This is a genomic window from Pseudomonas putida, assembly GCF_003228315.1.
GTDB lineage: Bacteria > Pseudomonadota > Gammaproteobacteria > Pseudomonadales > Pseudomonadaceae > Aquipseudomonas > Aquipseudomonas putida_S.
Genome location: NZ_CP029693.1, coordinates 3,548,555 through 3,568,632, shown reverse-complemented (window position 1 = coordinate 3,568,632; position 20,078 = coordinate 3,548,555). Strand labels below are relative to the sequence as shown.

Sequence of the window (20,078 nt, the reverse complement as noted above, 5' to 3'; positions counted from 1 at the left end):
TGTTTCCGGCCCTGAATTCGCGGCAAATAAATCACCGAGGGACGCGTACGAGACGCGTCCCGGCTCTTTAAGAGATCTATCGAATGACCCTGAAGACCATCGAAGGTACCTTCATCGCCCCTAAAGGCCGCTACGCTCTGGTAGTGGGCCGTTTCAACAGCTTCGTCGTTGAAAGCCTGGTCAGCGGTGCAGTTGATGCCCTGGTTCGCCATGGCGTGAGCGAAAGCGACATCACCATCATCCGCGCCCCTGGCGCCTTCGAAATCCCGCTGGTTGCGCAGAAAGTCGCTCAGAAGGGCGAGTTCGCGGCAATCATCGCCTTGGGCGCGGTCATTCGTGGCGGCACTCCACACTTTGAATACGTGGCGGGCGAATGCACCAAGGGCCTGGCCCAGGTGTCCATGGAATTCGGCGTACCGGTCGCTTTCGGCGTCCTGACCGTTGATTCCATCGAGCAAGCCATCGAACGTTCCGGCACCAAGGCCGGTAACAAAGGTGCTGAAGCTGCCCTGTCCGCTCTGGAAATGGTCAGCCTGCTGGCGCAGTTGGAGGCCAAGTGATTAGCGACGAAAGCGATCGTTTCAACCCGCGCGATCCAAAGCCTGCGGATGCCGGCAAGCCATCGAAAAGCGCCAAGCGTCGCGAAGCCCGTCAGCTCGCGACCCAGGCGCTGTACCAATGGCACATGGCCAAGCAGTCGCTGAACGAGATCGAAGCGCAGTTCCGGGTCGATAACGATTTCACCGATGTCGATGGCGCCTACTTCCGCGAAATCCTGCACGGGGTTCCGCAGTTCAAGACCGAAATCGACACCGCGCTCAAGCCATGCCTGGACTTGACCATCGAAGAGCTGGACCCGGTTGAACTGGCGGTTCTGCGCCTGTCCACCTGGGAACTGCTCAAGCGCGTCGACGTGCCGTACCGCGTTGTGATCAACGAAGGTATCGAACTGGCCAAGGTCTTCGGTTCCACCGACGGCCACAAGTTCGTCAACGGTGTGCTCGACAAGCTGGCTCCGCGTCTGCGTGAAGCTGAAGTGAAGGCGTTCAAGCGCTGATCGGCGCTTGGAGTGTCGACACCAGGCCATGGGCGAGTTTGAGCTGATCCGCAATTTCTTCGCCGCCGCGCCCTGTGCGCAGGGCGGCGAAGGCGTTGCTCTCGGGATCGGCGATGACTGCGCCTTGCTGGCTGTTCCCCCCGGGGAGCAGTTGGCGATTTCCACCGACACCCTCGTGGCCGGTGTGCATTTCGCAGACCCCTGCGATCCGTTTCTGCTCGGTCAGCGCTCGCTGGCCGTTGCGGTCAGCGACCTGGCCGCCATGGGTGCCAACCCCATAGCCTTTACCCTTGCCCTGACCTTGCCGGCGGTGACCTCCGACTGGCTGCAAGCCTATGCCCGTGGGTTGAACCACATGGCGCAAAGTTGCGGCGTCGCACTGGTGGGCGGTGATACCACCCGTGGGCCGCTGAGCCTGACCATGACCGTGTTCGGCCGGGTGCCGGCAGGCCAGGCGTTGACCCGTAGTGGCGCGCAACCCGGCGATCTGCTGTGTGTGGGCGGCGAGTTGGGCAACGCGGCCGGTGCATTGCCGCTGGTGCTTGGCCAACGCACTGCCGAGGCCGCCATCGCCGAACCGCTGCTGGCGCACTACTGGTCGCCGCAACCACAGCTGGGTTTGGGCATCGCGCTGCGCGGCAAGGCCACCTCGGCGATGGACATCTCCGACGGCCTGCTTGCCGATTGCGGGCACATCGCCCTGGCATCGAACGTCGGCCTTCAGGTCGAGCTTGAACGCTTGCCTCTGTCGGCTGCGCTGATGTCTTTTCTCGGTCAGGCGGGCGCGCAAAACGCCGCGCTCAGTGGCGGTGACGATTACGTCCTGGCCTTCACCCTACCGTCCGTCGAGTTGCCGTCATTGCTGGCCGACGGCTGGCCGATACATGTGATCGGGCGCGTGGTGAGCGGGCAGGGCGTGACGCTGCTGGATACGGACGGACAAGACATCACCCCGCAAACCCGGGGTTACCAACATTTTCGGGAGACACCGTGACCGACCATCCCAAGCAAGTCCCGGCGGAAAACGTACCGCCGTCGGTCTGGCGCAATCCATGGCATTTCCTCGCGTTTGGCTTCGGCTCGGGGACCTTGCCCAAGGCACCGGGCACCTGGGGTTCGTTAGTTGCGCTACCCTTTATCCCGTTGTGGCAAATGCTGCCCGACTGGGGCTACTGGCTGATGCTGGGCATCACCATGCTGTTCGGCTTCTGGCTGTGCGGCAAGGTGGCCGACGATTTGCGCGTGCACGACCATGAAGGCATCGTCTGGGACGAGATGGTCGGGATGTGGATCACCCTGTGGCTGGTGCCCGAAGGCTGGCAGTGGCTGCTGGCAGGTTTCTTGATGTTCCGCTTCTTCGATATTCTCAAACCCTGGCCGATACGCTGGATAGACCGGCACGTACACGGTGGTGTCGGGATCATGCTCGATGACGTGTTGGCCGGCGTGTTTGCCTGGCTGGCCATGCAAGGCCTGGTGCGCATGTTCGCCTGACCGGAGAGGTCATGAGGCGCTGGCCGGGAGCTTTTCAACTGGGAGAATCAAGGATGGCTCTACGCGGTTTGATGGTGATGGTGCTGGCCTTGTTCTGCTCGTTCGCCCGGGCAGAGGAGGCCGCGACGACACCGTCCGTGATTTACCTGGCCAGCGAGGAATGGGAAGACTACACCGCCGCCAATGGCCAGGGATTGGGCTGGGACGTTCTGCGCAAGGTGTTCGAGCCGGCGGGCGTCAAGCTGGATATCCGTACCGAACCCTATCTGCGTTCCATCGGCCTGGCCGAGCGTGGCGAAGTGGATGCCTGTGTCGGCTCCTATCGCGATGAGGCCGAGCAACTGCTCTATCCCCGCTGGAACTTCGATACCGATCACATCTATGCCCTGGGCCTGGCCAGCAGTCCCATGCCGACGCCAGAGACCCTGGGTGATTATCGACTCGCCTGGGTTCGTGGCTACGACTACCAGAATTACCTGCCCAACGTGCGCCACTACGATGAAGTGGTTCGGCGCACGGGGATCGTTTCGATGCTGACCTACAAGCGCGTCGACTACTACATCGACGCGCTGACCGAAGTCGATTTCGTCCTCAACCGGGCCAAGGATCCCTCCCAGCTGCGCCGCACCCATATTGCCGAACTGCCGCTTTACCTGTGTTTCGCCAAGACCCCCCAGGCCCGCGCACTGATGGCGCTCTTCGATGAGCGAATGGAGCATTTGGTGAAAAGCGGCGAGTTGAAGCCGATTTTCGAGCGCTGGAAACAGCCGTATCCTTTCGACACGAACTGACCGCAATTTCACGATCGGCGCTGTATCCCTTGTAGGAGCGAGCCTGCTCGCGAATGCGGTATGTCATTCAACATCTTCCTCGGCTGGAAGTCCGCTATCGCGAGCAGGCTCGCTCCTACAGGTGGCTATGGGCCAGATATCAAACTTATCGATAGTTATCCTCGATAATTCAGCCTAAGCGTCGGCTGGAACCTGCTGTTACAATGCCGTCCAGCGAATCTCGGACTTTTTAGATCAGGAGCACACCGGTGCCTGTCGTTTTTGTCGCCGCTTCCAAGCTGCCAACGCCTTTTGCGCAATTCACCATGCACGGCTTTCTCGATGAAGCCACCGGCCGCGAGCACGTTGTGCTGAGCCTGGGTGAGATCGCCGACGGTGCCCCGGTGCTCGGCCGCTTGCATTCCGAATGCCTGACGGGCGACGCCTTGTTCAGCCAGCGTTGCGACTGCGGCTCGCAACTGGAGGCCGCACTGCAGGCCATCGCCCGTGAAGGCCGTGGCGTGTTGCTGTACTTGCGTCAGGAAGGCCGTGGCATTGGCCTGTTGAACAAGATCCGCGCCTACGAATTGCAGGACGGCGGTGCCGACACCGTGGAAGCCAACGAGCGCCTGGGCTTTGCCGCCGACCAGCGTGACTACGCCATGTGCCTGCCGATGCTGGAGCACCTGGGCGTGAAATCCCTGCGCCTGATGACCAACAACCCGCGCAAGGTCAAAGCCTTGACTGACATGGGCATCGTGGTTGCCGAGCGCGTGCCACTGCACACCGGGCACAACCCGCACAACAAACTCTACCTGGCGACCAAGGCCAGCAAGCTGGACCACATGATGGGCAATGAGCATCAGGGCGAGGTAGACCGGGCGTGACCCGTGGTCAAGTGAGACGCCGGCTGACCGTCAACTGGTGGCAATACTTTGCGCTGGCGCTGTTGCCGCTGTTCATCATCAACGGCGTGTTCGGCCAGGGTGAGGCGATCCTGCCGGTGCTGGCGATGCCGTTTTTCATTGCTGGCGTGGCCTCGATGTTTGTCAGCCTGAAGTTTTTCGGTCGCTACAAACACGCGCTGATCGCCACGCAAAAAGCCCTCGACACCCAGGACGAACCCGCGGCCTGGATCAGCCTGGCCGCCCGGCGGCGCATGGCATTCCTCGCTGCCAGCCTGCCGGCGTGGATTGGTGCACTGGCCGTATTCGTCGGCCTTGAAGCGGTGCCATTGATGTTGCTGGCGCTTTCAACCGCCGTGCTGTTCTACCTCTACCGTATCCCGCGCCAGCTGGCCTGATGCGTGCTGTCTGGCTGGGCTGTCTGCTGCTGGCGTTCAGCGCTGCCGCAGCGGCAGCCGAGCGAGTAGTCAGCCTTGCGCCGTCGCTCTCGGAAATCGTGGTCGAACTGGGCTCGACCGACCTGCTGGTGGGTGTGCTGGACGCCGGCGAGCGTCCGGCCGAACTCAAGGACCTGCCTTCCGTTGGCCGCTACGGCCAGTTGGATATGGAGCGGCTGCTTAGCCTGAAACCCGATTTGCTATTGCTCTGGCCCGGCAGTGTCGGCCCGGCCCAGCGCGAGCAACTCAAACGCCTGAACATCCCCACCTTCGTCGCCGAACCGCACAACCTTGACCAACTCACCGCACAGATCGAAGCCATCGCCGAACAGCTTGGGCGACCCGAGCGCGGGAGCAAGCTGGCCAACGATTTGCGTCGGCGGCTGACGGAGCTGCGTCAGCGCTATCGGCGGGATCAGCCGTTGCGCGGGTTCTATCAAATCTGGGATAGGCCGCTCTACACCGTCGGCGGTGGGCAGATCATCAGCGACGCCCTTGAGGTTTGCGGGGTTCGCAACGTATTTGCCGACCTGACGTTGCCGGCGCCGCAAGTCAGCGTGGAAGCGGTGTTGCAGCGTAATCCCGAGGTGATACTGGCGGGTGATCAGGCGCAGCTCGATGCGTGGCGAGCCTGGCCGCAAGTCGATGCGGTGGTTCGCAAGCAGCTGCTGTTGGTGACTGACAAAGGCCTTGAGCGGCCGAGCGGGCAGATGGTCGAGGCGACGGCCAGGTTATGTCAACTGATCGCGCCCGATCGTTGAGACCGGGGTGCGACCATCGCGGGCAAGCCTTGCTCCTACAGGTTTTGTGTCGCACCCAATGTTGGCGCACACGCAAGCCCTGTAGGAGCAAGGCTTGCCCGCGATGAGGCCAGTGCAGTCACCACAAACTTCAGATCAAATCTCCGGCATCCAGGTCACCCCGAACATCAACGCCCGGCCTTCCTCGCGATACCCGTACTGACTGCCTTCATGGCTGTACAGCACCCGGCTGTAACCCTTGTCCAGCAGGTTATCCACCTTCATTTCCAGCTTGATCTCGCGATTAAGCTCCCAGCTGCTGCGCACCCCCAATAACCCGTAGCCGCCCAGCGAGTGCTGATTGTTCAGGTCGTCATAGCTGCTGCTCACTGCCTGCCAGCTGGCGCCGAGGCCCAGGCGATCGAACTGCCGATCCAGATCCAGGCTCAAGGTGCGCCGCGCACGGCGGGCCAGGGTATGGCCGGTGTCGCGGTCACGTGGATCGATGATCGCCACGCCCAGGTTGCTCTGCCAGCCGAACAGCTCCTGCTTCAGGGCAGCCTCGAAGCCGTTGATTCGTGCGGAGGCGACGTTTTCCGGGCGCGAGTTGCTGCCGAAGATGATCGCGTCTTCCAGATCGGTGCGGTACAGCGAGGCCTCCAGACGGCTGTCCTCGGTCAATTGACTGCGCCATTGAAGTTCATAGCTCTTCGAGGTTTCTGGCTTGAGGTCCGGGTTGCTGAAATCCGGGTAGTACAGGTCGTTGAAGGTCGGGGCGCGGAAACCTTCGCTGTAGGTCAGCAACACATCGTTATCGGGATTGAGCGGCAGGGTGAAGGTCCCGCTCCAGCTGTTCTGGCCGCCGAATTGCTGGTTCTGGTCGCGGCGCAGGCCCAGTTCGGTGGAGAAGCTGTCGGTGTGGTAACGATGCTGTACAAACGCCGCACGGTTCCAGCGGCTGTCCTCGTCGAAATCCGTGCTGCTGTTGAGCCGGTCTTCGTACCAGTCGCCGCCGAGGATCAGGCTATTGCGATCATTGAGGGTCAGATCGTTCTGCCAGCTCAGCGAGTCGCGGTAGGTGTTGAACACGCTGCGCTCATCACTGAGTTTGTCGAGGGTCTTTTCACGGTTTTCGCTGTGGCCGAATTCGAGGCGGCTTTTCCAGCTTTCATTGACCCGCGCGTCGACATAGCTACTGACGCTGCTCACATCGAATTCGCTGTAGGGTTGTTGCTGGACGGACTCGAAGGTGTTCAGGTCGAAGCGGCCGAACGGATTGTCGAATTCGCTCTTGCCACGGTTATCCAGCACGTTGGCGCCGATTTCGATGTCTTCGCTCAGGGCATGGCTGAGGCTCAGGCTGAATGACTGGTTGCGGTAGGCATCATGGTCGCTGTCGCTGGGATACGACTGATGGGTGCGGTCGATCCCGGCGGTTTCATCAAGGCTGGCGCCGAGATTGAAACGGGTCTGTTCATCGCCGCCGGATAAGCCAAGGCTACGTTCAAAGGTCTGATTGCTGCCAATGCCGACGTGCAACTGCGGTCGCAGGCCCGGCTCGCCGCCGCGACGGGTGAAGATCTGGATGACCCCGCCGATCGCGTCGCTGCCGTAAATCACCGAGCGTGATCCGCGCAACACTTCCACGCGCTCGACCTGTTCGATGTTGATGTGCTGCAAGTTGCTGTCGCCGGAGCTTGCGGTGCCGATTCGTTGACCGTCCACCAGCACCAGGCTCTGCGCCGATTGCGTGCCGCGAATGTAGATGCCTGGCAGGCTGCCGCGCCCGCCGGTTTGCGCGACTTGCACACCCGGTACCCGGCGCAGCAGATCGGTGACGCTGTCCGGTTGCAGGCGGTCGATGTCTTCGCGGGTGAAGACCGTGTTGGCGGCGCTGCTGTCGTTGCGCGCCTCGACCTGACGGTTGGCACTGATCAGCACATCGGGCAGCTTCAGGGCCTGATCGCGTTCGAAGGTGTCGGCCAGCAGCGGGCCTGACGGCAGCAGGGTCAGCGTCAGGGCGAGGGGGGAGAGTTTCATCGGTAGTCCGTTGGTGCTTTTGGTGTACACAAATCAAATGTGGGAGCGAGCTTGCTCGCGATAGCGGTATGTCAGTCGATGAATCAGGTGACTGTCAGTCCGCAATCGCGAGCAAGCTCGCTCCCACAGGGTTTTGCAGGTGTCTGGTGTTTAGATGTTCAACAGTTGCAGGCGCTCACGGATCGAAGCCTCGATCCCGGCTTCATCCAGCCCGCACTCGGCCAGCATCTGCGCAGGCTTGGCGTGCTCGACGTAGCTGTCCGGCAAGCCCAGGTGCAGCACCGACTTGAGGATGTTTTCCCGGGCGAGGAACTCACTGACCGCGCTGCCGGCACCGCCCATGATCGCGTTCTCTTCGACGGTTACCAGCAGCTCGTGGCTGGCGGCGATTTCACGCACCAGGGCTTCGTCCAGGGGTTTGACGAAACGCATGTCGACCACGGTCGCATCCAGGGTCTCGGCGACTTTCAGCGCCTCGGCCAGTTGCACGCCGAACACCAGCAGGGCGACCTTGCTGCCCTGGCGGCGAATCACGCCCTTGCCGATTTCGATCGGTTCGAGATCTTTTTCGATGGTCGCATTCGGGCCGCTGCCACGTGGGTAACGCACCGCCGCCGGGCCTTCGAACAAGTGACCGGTGGTGAGCATCTTGCGCAGCTCGTTTTCGTCGCTCGGGGTCATCACCAGCATGCCGGGGATGCAACGCAGGAACGACAGGTCGAAGCTGCCCGCGTGGGTCGGGCCGTCTTCGCCCACCAGACCGGCGCGGTCGATGGCGAACAGTACGTCGAGGTTCTGCACCGCCACATCGTGAATCAGCTGGTCATAACCGCGCTGCAGGAAGGTCGAGTAGATCGCCACCACCGGCTTCGCGCCTTCGCAGGCCATGCCGGCAGCGAGGGTCACAGCGTGTTGTTCGGCAATCGCCACGTCGAAGTAGCGCTGCGGGTAGCGTTCGCTGAAGGCCACCAGATCAGAGCCTTCCTTCATGGCCGGGGTGATACCGACGAGGCGCGGATCGACCGCCGCCATGTCGCACAGCCATTCGCCGAACACACCGGAATATTTCGGGCCGCTGGCCTTTTTCGGCGCGGCCGGGGCGTTCAGCGGTTCGAGCTTGGTGATGGCGTGGTAGCCGATCGGGTCGACTTCCGCCGGGGCGAAGCCTTTGCCTTTCTTGGTGACCACGTGCAGGAACTGCGGGCCCTTGAGATCGCGCATGTTGCGCAGCGTGGCGATCAGGGTCGGCAGGTCGTGGCCGTCGATCGGGCCGATATAGTTCCAGCCCAGCTCTTCGAACAGCGTGCCGGGGACCAGCATGCCTTTTGCGTATTCTTCGGTGCGACGGGCGATTTCCCAGGCGCCGGGCAGGCGCGACAGCACCTTCTTGCTGCCTTCGCGCATGCTCGCGTAGGTGCGGCTGGAAAGGATTTTCGCCAGATAGTTCGACAGACCGCCGACGTTGCGCGAGATCGACATGTCGTTGTCGTTGAGGATCACCAGCATGTTGGCGTCTACTTCCGGCGCATGGTTCAGCGCTTCGAACGCCATGCCGGCGGTCAGGGCGCCGTCACCGATCACGGCGATGGCCTTGCGATCGCTGTTCTGCAGGCGGGCGGCAATGGCCATGCCCAACGCGGCGCTGATCGAAGTGCTGGAGTGGCCGACGCCAAAGGTGTCGTACTCGCTCTCGGAGCGGCGCGGGAAAGCGGCGATACCGTCTTTCTGGCGCAGGGTGCCCATGCGCTCGCGACGATCGGTGAGGATCTTGTGCGGGTAGGCCTGATGCCCTACGTCCCACACCAGCCGGTCGTCCGGGGTGTCGAACACGTAGTGCAACGCGATGGTCAGCTCGATCACGCCCAGGCCGGCACCGAAATGCCCACCGGTCTGACCGACCGTGTAGAGCAATTCCAGGCGCAACTCATCGGCCAGGGTTTCCAGCTCGGCTTCGCCTAACCGGCGCAGGCCGTCCGGCGTGTTCGCGCGGTCCAGCAGGGGCGTGGTCGGGCGCTTGCGGGGAATCTCATGAAACGTCGTGGGCATCAGGCGAATCGTTATAGGTATAAAAGATGCGGCAGTTTACCTGATGCATCGGCCTGTGCCCACGCGTTGGTCTTTTTTGGCGGATACGCCTTTAGTTGCGGCGGTCGACGATGTAGCGGGCCAGGTCACGCAGGGGCTCGGCGGCCGCGTCAAACGGTCGCAGCGCGTGCAGGGCCTGATCGCGCAGCTCCAGAGCGTAGGCCTTGGCGGCGTCGAGGCCGAGCAGGGCCGGGTAGGTCGGCTTGTCGCGGGCAATGTCGGCGCCCTGGCGTTTGCCCAGGGTGGCGGTATCACTTTCGACGTCGAGAATATCGTCCTGCACCTGGAACGCCAGGCCGATGGCCTGTGCATACGTCTTCAGGGATTTGAGTTCGTCCTTCTCGACACGGCCACTGGCCAGGGCGCCGAGAGTGACGCTGACTTCGATCAGCGCACCGGTCTTGTGGCGATGCATCTGTTCCAGGGCTTTCTGATCGAGCTTGAGCCCGACCGAGCCCAGATCGATGGCTTGACCGCCGACCATGCCCGCCGGTCCCGCGGCCTGGGCCAGGGCAGTGACCATGTGCAGGCGGATGTCGGCATCCAGGCTGCTCAGGCGCGGGTCGAGCAGGGCGCTGAAGGCCAGGCTCTGCAAGCCGTCACCGGCGAGGATCGCGCAGGCTTCATCGAATTTCTTGTGGGTGGTGGGCTGGCCGCGACGCAGATCGTCGTCGTCCATGGCCGGCAAATCGTCGTGCACCAGCGAATAGGCGTGGATCAGTTCCACCGCGCAAGCCGCGCCGTTGGCTTGCTCGGCCTTGCCGCCCAGCGCTTCGCAAGCGGCATAGGCCAGCAGCGGACGCACGCGCTTGCCGCCATTCATTACGCTGTAGCGCATCGCTTCGTAGAGTCGTGCCAGTTCTGGCAGGGGGGCATTGAACAGGGTTTCCAGGGCCGCATTGACACGGGCCTGGCTGGTCGCCGAGTACGCTGCAATCATTCTGGTTGATCCGCGTCGAAGGGTTCCTCGGCCATCTCGCCATCACGCTCGAGCAACACTTGAACCTTCTGCTCGGCCTGGGCCAGCGCCGCCTGGCAATCGCGGGTCAGCCCGATGCCCTGCTCGAAAGCGGTCAGCGAGTCTTCCAGCGACAATTCACCGTTCTCCAGACGCTCCACCAGCGTTTGCAGGTCGGCGAGGGACTGTTCGAAATCCAGTGCAGCTTTTTTGCGGGCCATGGCGGCGATTTCCGGTAGACGTTAAACCGGCGCGACACTAGCAGATAGGGGGTTTATGGGCAAATGAGCGGACGGTTTCCAGCCGGCCCGCCTCCTGTAGAGCGAGCCTGCTCGCGATGGTCGTCAACGATAACGCGGGAAGCCTGACACCCCATGGCGCTCTCAGGTTCATCGCGAGCAGGCTCGCTCCTACGGGAGGCGGGCCGAGGAATCAGGTGTCCGTCGAATCGGGATGTCTGATCTGATATCGAGTACTGCGCCCACCCCCCGGCAGCCGCTTCAGGCAACCCTTTTCCAGCAGTTCGGCCAGATGCCTCGTCGCAGTGGCTTTGGAGACTTTCGCCACGGCCTGATACTGCGCCGCGCTGATACCGCCTTCGAACCCTCGTTCACCTCCATCGAGCAGGCGATTGAGTACTTTGGTTTGCTCAGCCGTCAGCCCGGACTCCCGGTGCGCCTGCCAGAAGCGCGCCTTGCCCAGTACCGATTCGATTCTCACCATGGCCTGCCGCAGGCTGCGCAACAGGGTTTGTAAGAACCAGTCCAGCCATGGGGTGATATCCAGCGTGGCTTTCTGGCTGTTTTCCAGTACCCGGTAATAGCCCGCACGGTCATCGAGGATGCTTGCCGACATGGCATAAAAGCGGATCGCCTGGGCCTCGCCCTGAGCCAGGGCAAGGTCGGTGATGGTTCGCGTCAGGCGACCGTTGCCGTCGTCGAAGGGGTGCAGTGTGACAAACCAGAAATGGGCGATGCCGGCCCTGAGCACGGGATCGAGGTCAGGCTGATTTCGGCTGGTTGCAAACCAGTCGAGAAAGGCCTTCAGTTGTTGCTCAAGGCCCGGACGAGGCGGGGCCTCGAAGTGAATGGTCGGCCGGTCGAGTCGACCCGAAACCACTTGCATGGGCTCATCGCTGCGCAAGACGCCCACCCGTATCGAGCGGGCGGCGAAGTCAGTGTGCTGGTCAGGAAACAGCCACTCGTGCCAGTGCAGCAGCCGCTCGAGAGTCAGAGGCTCGGCGAAATGTTGGGTGGCGTCGAGCATCAACTGCGCCAGGCCCTCGCTGCGCTGACTGACTTTATCGCCATCGACCAGTTCCAGACCCAGGCGCCGGGCCAATGAAGAGCGAACCGATCCGACATTCAGCTGCTCGCCCTCGATCGCAGAGGAGGTCACGATGTTCTGTAGCAGCGCATCCAGCTCACTTTGCGCACTCAGGGAATTCCCGACTGAACCGGCCATCCCCATCAATTGACCCTGGGCCTGAATACACTCGCGAAGCAGTGGCGCCAGGTGATCGGCCTGCCAGTGGAAATTCGGCCAGTCAGGCTGTTGCCAGATCCAGTCAGTTGCCATGCGCGAAATAATCTCCGGTACGTGAGCCGAATAAATCCGCTATTCGGCTCATTTGGTGAGCCGAATATGACGCCTATTCGGCTCACCGTCCACTCGGAACAGTGATTTGCTCTGCAGCGTAGGAATTATCCGATTGTTCGGCGGGAATAGAGTGACTAACCTTCGCGCCATTGATGACCCGCCAGTCGCGGGTTTTTCAGACGAAACGCAGTCACCCCATCTGTAACGCGCCGAGGATCAGGCGCAAGGTTTCGTCAGGCATGGCAGGAGGCGTCACATGCGTTCATTTCTTTTGCTGCTGATCGGGCTGGCCTGTGCGCAGGCTCTGGCCGCGCCGAATGCCGAATTGTCGGAGCCGGTGGGAGGCTGGCGCTTCAATGGTCTGCTGGACCGTACGGAAAACCCGCAGGTGGCCTACCCGACGCCGCCCATCGACCGAGGCGTGCAGCGCAATCGCACGATGATCCAGGGCCAGCTCAAGGCCCTCGGCACGCAACGCGGTCCCCACACGCTGGCGGTCAACGGTAATCCGCTGAACCTGTACACCGACGAGCAGGGCCGTTTCGCCCGGCCCTATGCCTTCGGTGCCGGCTCCAACAGCGTCGAAGTGCGCAGCGCCGAAGGCCAGTCGCTCAAGCGCGTTCAATTCTATGAAGCCAACAATCTGCGCACGCCGGCGCGGATTCGCGTGGTGCTGGGTTGGGACGACCCGAAAGCCGAACTCGACCTGCACATCATCACCCCCGACGGCCAGCATGCGTTCTGGGCCCATTCGGCACTGACCAACGGCGGTGGCCTCGACCCGGACGGCGTGGATGGCCCGGGACCTGAAATGTTCACCATGACCGCGCCGCTGCATGGCACCTATCTGGTTTACGTGAACTATTGGGGCAACTTCGGCAGCGGCGGCTATAACTTCGATGAGACCAGCAACCAGAACGAGGTGATCACCTCGCAGATCAACCTGGTGCTCAACGAAAACACCGTCGACGAAAAACGCGAGACCTTCATCGTGCCCTTGCGCGCCATCGGCGACCTGCTGCTGGTCAAGACTTTCAACTATTGAGCATCCCGCACCACGGATGATTTGGGTTTGTATTCATGAGCGATAGCACCGATTCAACTGCAGCACCGGCCGCCGAAACACCGGGCGCCAAGCCGTCCCGTCGTTGGCCGGCCATTGTGGTCGGGCTGTGTCTGGTGGCGGGCGTGGCCGCTGGCATGGGTTGGCTGATGCATAAAAGCAAGGCCCCGGCGCCACAACTGGCAGCGGAAAAACTCGGTATGAGCCGCCCCGACGGCCTGCTGGAAACCCATTCCCTGAGCCAGTTGCCCAAGGACCTGTTGGCGGTGCCGTTCCTCAAGGAAACCCTCACCGAGGATTTCGTCTTCTATTACGAAACCCATGCCGATCGCCTCGGTTTGATCGGCAGTCTGCGGCGAATCATCTACGAGCATGACCTGAAGTTGCAGGACACGCTGATCGAGCAACTGTTCGATCAGCCGGCCGACATCGCACTGTGGCGCGGAGCGGATGGGCGACTCCGGGATTTCTTGCTGGTGATGGATCGCGGCGGCCTGGCCAAGGTGCTGGAGCCGTTGGCGAAAGTGGCGCTGGATGATTCGCAGTTGAGCAAGATCGCCGATGTGAAAGTCGGCACCGATGACGTGGCGCTTTATCAGCTCACCTATAACGCGGGCAGGGCACTGCTGTTCGCTTCCCACGGCGACAAACTGGTGGTGTTGTCGAATCCGACCCGGTTCGTTGACCCGCAAAGCGGTGAGTCGCAAGCTCCGGGCAGTGTTTCGCCCCAGGCCATCGCCGCGTTGCTGGGCGGCGAAAAACTCTTCCCGGAAGCCTTTGGCCTGCAACCTCGTGCGCCGCAGGTCAAACAGCGGCTGTCGGTCAACGCCAGTGTGCTGGCCATGGGGTACCAGCGGTTTATCCCGAATTTCGCCGGCCTGCGCTTCGACATGGACGACAAGGGCTGGCACAGCTTTCTGGCGATGGATGAGTTGGAAAACCAGCCGGATTTTGATTTCAAACCGATCTGGCAGGCCATGCCCATGGGCGCCAGCGCTTGTGTGGCCCTGCCATTGGCCGCCGAACAACAGAAGCCGTTGCTGGTTAAGCTCGGCGCCGAAGAGAAGGTAGCCCAGGCGCTGACCGAACACATGGCCGGCGCGGCGGGATTGTGTTGGTACGCCGATTCGCGGCTGTACACGCCGCTGCTGGTGGCCAGTCTGAATGACAAGGACAGCGCCAAACTCGACGGTGATCTGGGCAAGCTGTTCGGTTCGATGGTGGGCGCCTTTGAGGCCAACGTCGACGAACAGGTCTTCCCGGTGGTCGAGAAGCAGGAAGGTCAAAGCCATCAGTGGCAGCGCCAGGTGAGCTCCAACTTCGGCCCTTACAAAGCCGGGGATGCCGAGAATCCCGACGCGATCAGCGGCAAGGCGTTCATGCGCGTGAGCCTGGCGCGGCACGGCTCGACACTGGTGTTTTCCCTGGATGACAAACTGGTGGACAAGGCCCTCGGCACCCTCGACAAACGCTTCCCGCCGATGGCCGATGTGGTGCCCAAGGATCTGCTGATGCCGATCTATTTCGGCCCGGACTCGATGGCGCAACTGATGCAGCAGGAAACCCTCGACAGCCTGCCGCCAGACATGGAACCGGTGTTCTACAACGCCGCGAAAACCTACCTGATCCCTAAACTGCGCACCCTCGGTGGCTACGGCAAATACGCCCTGACCTTGCCCGAAGGCAGTGAGCCCGACGGTCACTGGCAATGGTTGCCGCTGACATGGAAAGCGCTGTGACGAAATCGATGCGGATCCTTGGGCTGCTGGCGTTGCTGCTGAGTGCGAGCGCCCGAGCCGTCGAAACCCCGATGCTGGATGTGCAGCAATCTCAGGTCTTCCGCGCCTGGTTCGTGCGCATCGCCCAGGAGCAACTCAGCCAGGGCCCGAGCCCGCGCTGGTATCAACAGGACTGCGCCGGGCTGGTACGTTTCGCCGCCAACGAGGCGCTGAAAGTCCACGACGGCAAATGGCTGCGCAGCAATGGCCTGTCCAACCGCTACCTGCCGCCGGAGCTGCAACTGAGCGACGCCCAGCGCGGTCTCGCCCAGCAATGGCAGCAGGGCGGCGGCAAGGTCGGGCCGTACGTCAACGCCATCAAATTGATCCAGTTCAACAGCCATCTGGTGGGCCGCGATGTGGCTCAGGCCCGACCCGGCGACCTGATGTTTTTCGATCAGGGCGATGACCAGCACCTGATGATCTGGATGGGCCGCTACATCGCCTATCACACCGGCACCACCACCCCCACTGACAACGGCATGCGTTCAGCAAGCCTGCAACAACTCATGACATGGAAGGACACCCGATGGATACCCGATGCAGCCAACCCCAACTTCATCGGCGTCTATCGACTGAATTTTCTCTCCCAATGACCGGTGCCCGCATGCTGCGTTTTCTGCCTCTGCTGTTGCTTCTGGCGCTGCCATTTTCCGCGAGCCAGGCCGAAGACACCGTCGAACCGAGTGGCTACACGCCGGTGGCCGGTGAAAGCTTTTTCCTGTTGGCCGACAGCAGTTTCGCCAGCGACGAGCAGGCGATGGTGCGCCTCGAAGCCCCCGGCCGCGACTATCGCCGGTTCCGCATGGAGCCTTACGGCGGTGCCGACATTCGTGTGTACCGCATTGACAAGCCGCTGGATTTCCTCAAGCGCCAGAAGAACCTGCACCGCGTGGTTAGCGACGGCCAGTTCAAGGGCGAAGGCTTGTCCAACACCCTCGCGTACCTGTGGGACAACTGGTACCGCAAATCCCGTCGGGTGATGCAGCGGGCGTTTTCCTACGAGTCGCGTAAACAAGTCACCGAGGAAATACCGGAACTGAAGATGGGCAACGCCATGGCTGCGCCAACGCCCTACGACGCCCAGCCGCAATTCGCACTGATTCCGGGTTTGCCGGTGGTCAGCCAATTCCGCTATCCCTTGTGGGAAGCCAAGCCGATCCAGCCACCGCCAGGGGTGAACCTTGCCGGTTCTTCCAGTGAATTTGTCAGCGTCGCGCCGGGTAACGTCTACATCCCGTTGGGCCAGTTGAAGCCGGGGCTGTACTTGGTGGAAGCGCTGATCGGCAAGTACCGCGCGACCACCATGGTGTTTGTTTCCAACACGGTGGCGGTGAGCAAGATTGCCGGTGATGAATTGCTGGTATGGGCCGCGCGTAAACACGAAGGCAGTTCGGTGCCCAAGGTCAATGTGCTGTGGACCGATGGCCTGGGCGTGATGAGCAGTGGTGCCACCGATGCCGATGGTTTGCTGCGGTTGAAACACGTCAGCCCCGAGCGTTCGTTCGTGATCGGCGAGGACGAGGAGGGCGGAGTTTTCGTCTCGGAAAACTTCTACTACGACAGCGAAATCTACGACACCAAGCTTTATGCCTTCACCGACCGGCCGCTGTATCGGCCCGGGGATTGGGTGTCGCTGAAGATCGTCGGGCGTGAGTTCAAGAATGCCCGGGATTCGGTGCAACCCGCTGCCGCCGATGTCAGTGTGACCGTGCTGGATGCAACAGGCACGGCACTGCAAAGCCTCGATTTGAAACTCGACTCCAAGGCCGGCACCCAAGGCCGGTTCCAGTTGCCCGACAATGCCGTGGCCGGTGGTTATGAGCTGCGTTTCAACTACAAGGATCAGGCCTACAGCAGCGCCTTCCGCGTGGCTGAATACATCAAGCCGCACTTCGAGATATCGCTGAACCTGGCCAAGCAGGACTACCGCACCGGCGAGCCGGTGCAGGGCAATCTGGTGCTGCTGTACCCCGACGGCAAGCCGGTGGCCAATGCCAAGCTCAGCCTGAGCCTGCGCGCCCAGCAACTGTCGATGGTCGATAACGAGCTGCAGTACCTGGGGCAATTCCCGGTGGAACTGACCAGCACCGAACTGACCACTGACGCCAAGGGCAACGCCACTCTCGACCTGCCGGCCGCCGAGAAACCGAGCCGCTACATGCTCACCGTGTTCGCCAGCGATGGCGCGGCGTATCGGGTCAAGACCACCAAGGAAATCCTCATCGATCGCGGCGCGGCGAATTTCCGCTTGAGCGCGCCGCAGCGTTTCAGCGCGGTGGGCGACAAGGTTGCTTTCAGCTATGCCAACGAAAGCGAACAAGCCGCATCGGTCGCGCCGAGCAGCTACGGCTGGGTACGTCTTGAGGATCAAACCACCGGCGAAGGCAAGCTGACGGCGACCGATAAAGGCTTCACGTTGGCCTTCGACCGCCCCGGCACTTACAACCTCACGCTCAGGGATGATCACGGCCGAACCCTCGGCGCGACCGGGCATTCCGTCACTGGCGATGGCGTCAACGCGGTGCCCGGCACCGTGGAAATCGTCCTCGATAAACCCGAGTACAAGGCGGGCGATGAAGCGCTGGCGCTGATCACCTTTCCTGAGCCGGTCAGCGATGCCTTGCTGTCGCTGGAGCGTGACAAGGTCGAGGCCACCGCGTTGCTCTCCAAGGGTGGCGACTGGCTGAAAATGGAGAAGCTCAGCGACACTCAATACCGTGCACGCATCCCGGTGAAGGACAGCTTCACGCCGAACCTGACGTTCTCGGTGCTGTACACCAAGGGCGGCCAATACAGCTTCCAGAACGCCGGGATCAAGGTGATTACCCCGCAGATCGACGTCGCCATCGCCACTGACAAGGACACTTATCAACCCGGTGACACCGTCACTGTGGACCTGACCACGCAGTTCGCCGGCAAGCCGGTGCCCGCGCATCTGACGGTCAGCGTGGCCGACGAAATGGTCTACGCGCTGCAACCGGAAGTGGCGCCGACCATCGACCAGTTCTTCTACCACCCACGGCGCAACAACGTGCGCACCAGCGCCAGCCTGTCGTTCATCAGTTATGACGTTGCGCTGCCCGGCAGCCCCGGTGCGCCGGGCAAGGCCAATCGAAGCGAGCGCGGGGTGAAAGTGCTGGAGCGGCCGCGCCGCGAAGACGTCGACACTGCCGCCTGGCAACCGGAACTGCTCACCGATGCCAATGGCAAGACCCGTTTCACCTTCAAGATGCCGGACTCGCTGACCCGCTGGCGCATTACTGCCCGGGCCATTGCCGATGACGGTCAGGTCGGGCAGAAGAAGCAATTCGTGCGCTCGGAAAAACCGCTGTACCTGAAGTGGAGCGGGCCGAGCAGATTCCGCGCGGGGGACAAGCCGGACCTGGGCGTGTTTGCTTTCAATCAGGCGCAGAGTCCGGTCAAGGCTGAACTGGTCACTCACTATGCTGGCAGTGAGCAGCGCGTTCCGGTCACGCTCAATAGCGGCATCAATTACATCCCTCTGCCGGCGTTTGCCCTGACCAATGGCGAGTGGACCGCCGAACTGGTGCAGGACGGCAAGAGCGCCGACGTCTTGGCCGTACGCCTGACAGCAACCGGTGAAGGCTGGCAGATCACGCAAAGCCAGAGTCTGGACGTGACCACGGGTGACACGCCGCTGACCCTGCCGGCAGACGCCACGGACATCCGTCTGCGCCTTGATGACAGTCCGCAGGCGCTGTTCCGCTCGGCACTCGATGACCTGCTGGGCTACCCCTATGGTGGCGTCGAACAGACCGCCAGCCGTCTGCTGCCGCTGAGCATCGCCTATCCAACCCTGGCATCGAACCCGCAGATCCGCGATCGCCTGCGCCTGATCATGCAGAACAGCCGCTTGCGCCTGGTGCAAATGGCCGGACCCTCGGCGAGCTTCACCTGGTGGGGCATGGACGGCGAGCCGGATGCGTTCCTCACCGCCTACGCCTATTACGCCGACTGGCACGCCAGCAAGGTGCTGGAGTTGAGCCTGCCGCCGGAGCATTGGCAGCGGGTGCTGGAGGTCTACGCCAAACAGGCGAAAAACACGCCGCTGCTGCAGCGCGCGTTGATCCTGTCGTTCGCCCGGCAGATGCAGTTGCCGGTGAACACACTGCTCAGTGGCTTGATGGACGATCTGACACAAGCGGGCGAGGGCAGCGCCGCCAACATGCTGGAGGCGGAGGGCGACAGCCTGGTGATGGGCGATCCTGATTCGGCCCTCGGTCTGGCCGCTGCGCGGGTGTTGACTGCATCCATGGCACGTCAGGCCAAAGTGCCCCTGCCGGACGCGTTCAATCGCCAGCTGGCAGATGCGCAACAGCGGTTGGCAGTCAGCTCCCAGCCATTTGCCGAGGCGTTGAACCTGTCGTTGCAACCTTTCGATCAGGCCCGCGCGACGGCGTTGCTGCAACGGCTGCTACCGCAACAATCGACGCTGGAGCGTGCGTTGGCATTGACCTGGTTGCAACGCGGCATCGAACAGGCCTCGCCGACCATCGCATTGGCGCCGGGCGATGGCTGGAAGAAAAAATATGGGGATACGGGTGAGGTGTATTGGACGTGGCAGGGCGCATCGCCGGTGCCGGCGGTGTTGTCGTTGAGCGGGGCGCAAGAGCGTCCGCTGCGTGCTGCGTTGAGTTTCCAGACCCGTCAGCCACCGGTAGATCCGATGGCCGTGACCATCACCCGCCGCCTGTCGCGACTGGTGCCGGGGGATGAGGCCTTCACCTTCAAGCTGGAGCCGGTCGGCACCACGCCGCTGTCCAGCGACAGCCTGTACCTGGACGAAGTGATCCTCACCAGCAAGGCTGCGAAGCCCCTGCGTTACGGAATGCTGGAAGTGCCGTTGCCACCGGGCGCCGATGTCGAGCGCACCACTTGGGGCATCAAGCTGATGGGCAAGGCCGGAACGGAGCCCACGGCGCTGGAAAAGGCACGTTTCGAACCGGGGCAACTGGCCTATGCGGTGCCGGTGGATGCGCTGAGTGGCGAGTTGCGTTTGCGGCATCTGGTGCGCTTCTCGCAGAAAGGGCAATTCAATTTGCCGCCAGTGCGGTTCACGCAGGTGTATGCGCCGCAGCATCAGGCCCAGGAACAGAAACCGGCGCTCGGTCAGGTGACGGTGCACTGA

The 20,078-nt window shown here is 62.2% G+C and carries 17 protein-coding genes; 12 read left to right on the top strand and 5 right to left on the bottom strand.

Going from position 1 to position 20,078, the window contains the following annotated elements; all coding sequences use genetic code 11:
- The first annotated feature begins 83 nt into the window (after nucleotides 1-83).
- The 8 genes from ribH (at nucleotide 84) to DKY63_RS16580 (ending at nucleotide 5,424) form a co-directional block, all read left to right on the top strand.
- Nucleotides 84-560 (top strand): 6,7-dimethyl-8-ribityllumazine synthase, encoded by a 477-nt coding sequence (gene ribH, locus DKY63_RS16615; RefSeq protein ID WP_003228649.1) that lies wholly within the window; start codon nucleotides 84-86, stop codon nucleotides 558-560.
- Nucleotides 557-1,057 (top strand): transcription antitermination factor NusB, encoded by a 501-nt coding sequence (nusB, locus tag DKY63_RS16610; protein WP_095197200.1) that lies wholly within the window; start codon nucleotides 557-559, stop codon nucleotides 1,055-1,057. Before ribH ends, nusB begins: the two co-directional genes overlap by 4 nt.
- A 28-nt stretch (nucleotides 1,058-1,085) precedes the next feature.
- Complete coding sequence (thiL, locus tag DKY63_RS16605) at nucleotides 1,086-2,051, top strand: thiamine-phosphate kinase (RefSeq protein ID WP_110965090.1); 966 nt, start codon at nucleotides 1,086-1,088, stop codon at nucleotides 2,049-2,051.
- Nucleotides 2,048-2,551 (top strand): phosphatidylglycerophosphatase A family protein, encoded by a 504-nt coding sequence (locus tag DKY63_RS16600; protein ID WP_110965089.1) that lies wholly within the window; start codon nucleotides 2,048-2,050, stop codon nucleotides 2,549-2,551. The genes thiL and DKY63_RS16600 overlap by 4 nt, the downstream gene beginning before the upstream one ends.
- A 53-nt stretch (nucleotides 2,552-2,604) precedes the next feature.
- Nucleotides 2,605-3,342, top strand: coding sequence for a substrate-binding periplasmic protein (locus tag DKY63_RS16595; protein ID WP_110965088.1), 738 nt, complete (start codon nucleotides 2,605-2,607; stop codon nucleotides 3,340-3,342).
- A 248-nt stretch (nucleotides 3,343-3,590) separates the two neighbouring features.
- Nucleotides 3,591-4,208 carry a GTP cyclohydrolase II gene (gene ribA, locus DKY63_RS16590; RefSeq protein ID WP_044465292.1) on the top strand — a complete coding sequence of 206 codons (618 nt, stop codon included), beginning with the start codon at nucleotides 3,591-3,593 and terminating at the stop codon, nucleotides 4,206-4,208.
- Nucleotides 4,205-4,624 (top strand): MFS transporter, encoded by a 420-nt coding sequence (locus DKY63_RS16585; protein ID WP_110965087.1) that lies wholly within the window; start codon nucleotides 4,205-4,207, stop codon nucleotides 4,622-4,624. Before ribA ends, DKY63_RS16585 begins: the two co-directional genes overlap by 4 nt.
- A complete protein-coding gene (locus tag DKY63_RS16580; protein ID WP_110965086.1) occupies nucleotides 4,624-5,424 on the top strand; it encodes a cobalamin-binding protein in 801 nt (266 codons plus the stop codon). The genes DKY63_RS16585 and DKY63_RS16580 overlap by 1 nt, the downstream gene beginning before the upstream one ends.
- A gap of 135 nt (nucleotides 5,425-5,559) precedes the next feature.
- Here DKY63_RS16580 and DKY63_RS16575 read toward each other — a convergent pair whose 3' ends face one another.
- The 5 genes from DKY63_RS16575 to DKY63_RS16555 form a co-directional block, all read right to left on the bottom strand.
- Nucleotides 5,560-7,443 carry a TonB-dependent receptor domain-containing protein gene (locus DKY63_RS16575; RefSeq protein ID WP_110965085.1) on the bottom strand — a complete coding sequence of 628 codons (1,884 nt, stop codon included), beginning with the start codon at nucleotides 7,441-7,443 and terminating at the stop codon, nucleotides 5,560-5,562.
- 150 nt (nucleotides 7,444-7,593) lie between these two features.
- Nucleotides 7,594-9,489, bottom strand: a complete 1,896-nt coding sequence (dxs, locus tag DKY63_RS16570) for a 1-deoxy-D-xylulose-5-phosphate synthase (protein WP_110965084.1) — start codon at nucleotides 9,487-9,489, stop codon at nucleotides 7,594-7,596.
- Nucleotides 9,490-9,580: 91 nt separating this feature from the next.
- Nucleotides 9,581-10,468: a (2E,6E)-farnesyl diphosphate synthase gene (ispA, locus tag DKY63_RS16565; protein ID WP_110965083.1), complete on the bottom strand. Its 888-nt coding sequence runs from the start codon at nucleotides 10,466-10,468 to the stop codon at nucleotides 9,581-9,583.
- A complete protein-coding gene (locus DKY63_RS16560; RefSeq protein ID WP_110965082.1) occupies nucleotides 10,465-10,707 on the bottom strand; it encodes an exodeoxyribonuclease VII small subunit in 243 nt (80 codons plus the stop codon). The genes ispA and DKY63_RS16560 overlap by 4 nt, the downstream gene beginning before the upstream one ends.
- A 211-nt stretch (nucleotides 10,708-10,918) precedes the next feature.
- Nucleotides 10,919-12,064, bottom strand: a complete 1,146-nt coding sequence (locus tag DKY63_RS16555) for a Fic family protein (RefSeq protein WP_110965081.1) — start codon at nucleotides 12,062-12,064, stop codon at nucleotides 10,919-10,921.
- Between the two features lie 277 nt (nucleotides 12,065-12,341).
- On the opposite strand from DKY63_RS16555, the gene DKY63_RS16550 reads away from it, so the two are divergent.
- From DKY63_RS16550 to DKY63_RS16535, 4 genes are read left to right on the top strand one after another with little or no spacing between them, the layout of a single operon-like run.
- Nucleotides 12,342-13,130, top strand: a complete 789-nt coding sequence (locus DKY63_RS16550; protein ID WP_110965080.1) for a YfaP family protein — start codon at nucleotides 12,342-12,344, stop codon at nucleotides 13,128-13,130.
- Nucleotides 13,131-13,165: 35 nt separating this feature from the next.
- Nucleotides 13,166-14,887: a DUF2138 domain-containing protein gene (locus tag DKY63_RS16545; RefSeq protein ID WP_110965079.1), complete on the top strand. Its 1,722-nt coding sequence runs from the start codon at nucleotides 13,166-13,168 to the stop codon at nucleotides 14,885-14,887.
- An 8-nt stretch (nucleotides 14,888-14,895) separates the two neighbouring features.
- Nucleotides 14,896-15,522 (top strand): DUF1175 domain-containing protein, encoded by a 627-nt coding sequence (locus DKY63_RS16540; protein ID WP_430523159.1) that lies wholly within the window; start codon nucleotides 14,896-14,898, stop codon nucleotides 15,520-15,522.
- Nucleotides 15,519-20,078, top strand: a complete 4,560-nt coding sequence (locus DKY63_RS16535) for an alpha-2-macroglobulin family protein (protein WP_110965077.1) — start codon at nucleotides 15,519-15,521, stop codon at nucleotides 20,076-20,078. The genes DKY63_RS16540 and DKY63_RS16535 overlap by 4 nt, the downstream gene beginning before the upstream one ends.

Coding starts and splice junctions, on each gene's coding strand:
- ribH (WP_003228649.1), top strand. CDS start 84: ATGACCCTGAAGACCATCGAAGGTACCTTCATCGCCCCTAAAGGCCGC.
- thiL (WP_110965090.1), top strand. CDS start 1,086: ATGGGCGAGTTTGAGCTGATCCGCAATTTCTTCGCCGCCGCGCCCTGT.
- DKY63_RS16595 (WP_110965088.1), top strand. CDS start 2,605: ATGGCTCTACGCGGTTTGATGGTGATGGTGCTGGCCTTGTTCTGCTCG.
- DKY63_RS16580 (WP_110965086.1), top strand. CDS start 4,624: ATGCGTGCTGTCTGGCTGGGCTGTCTGCTGCTGGCGTTCAGCGCTGCC.
- DKY63_RS16575 (WP_110965085.1), bottom strand. CDS start 7,443: ATGAAACTCTCCCCCCTCGCCCTGACGCTGACCCTGCTGCCGTCAGGC.
- dxs (WP_110965084.1), bottom strand. CDS start 9,489: ATGCCCACGACGTTTCATGAGATTCCCCGCAAGCGCCCGACCACGCCC.
- ispA (WP_110965083.1), bottom strand. CDS start 10,468: ATGATTGCAGCGTACTCGGCGACCAGCCAGGCCCGTGTCAATGCGGCC.
- DKY63_RS16560 (WP_110965082.1), bottom strand. CDS start 10,707: ATGGCCCGCAAAAAAGCTGCACTGGATTTCGAACAGTCCCTCGCCGAC.
- DKY63_RS16555 (WP_110965081.1), bottom strand. CDS start 12,064: ATGGCAACTGACTGGATCTGGCAACAGCCTGACTGGCCGAATTTCCAC.
- DKY63_RS16550 (WP_110965080.1), top strand. CDS start 12,342: ATGCGTTCATTTCTTTTGCTGCTGATCGGGCTGGCCTGTGCGCAGGCT.
- DKY63_RS16545 (WP_110965079.1), top strand. CDS start 13,166: ATGAGCGATAGCACCGATTCAACTGCAGCACCGGCCGCCGAAACACCG.
- DKY63_RS16540 (WP_430523159.1), top strand. CDS start 14,896: ATGCGGATCCTTGGGCTGCTGGCGTTGCTGCTGAGTGCGAGCGCCCGA.
- DKY63_RS16535 (WP_110965077.1), top strand. CDS start 15,519: ATGACCGGTGCCCGCATGCTGCGTTTTCTGCCTCTGCTGTTGCTTCTG.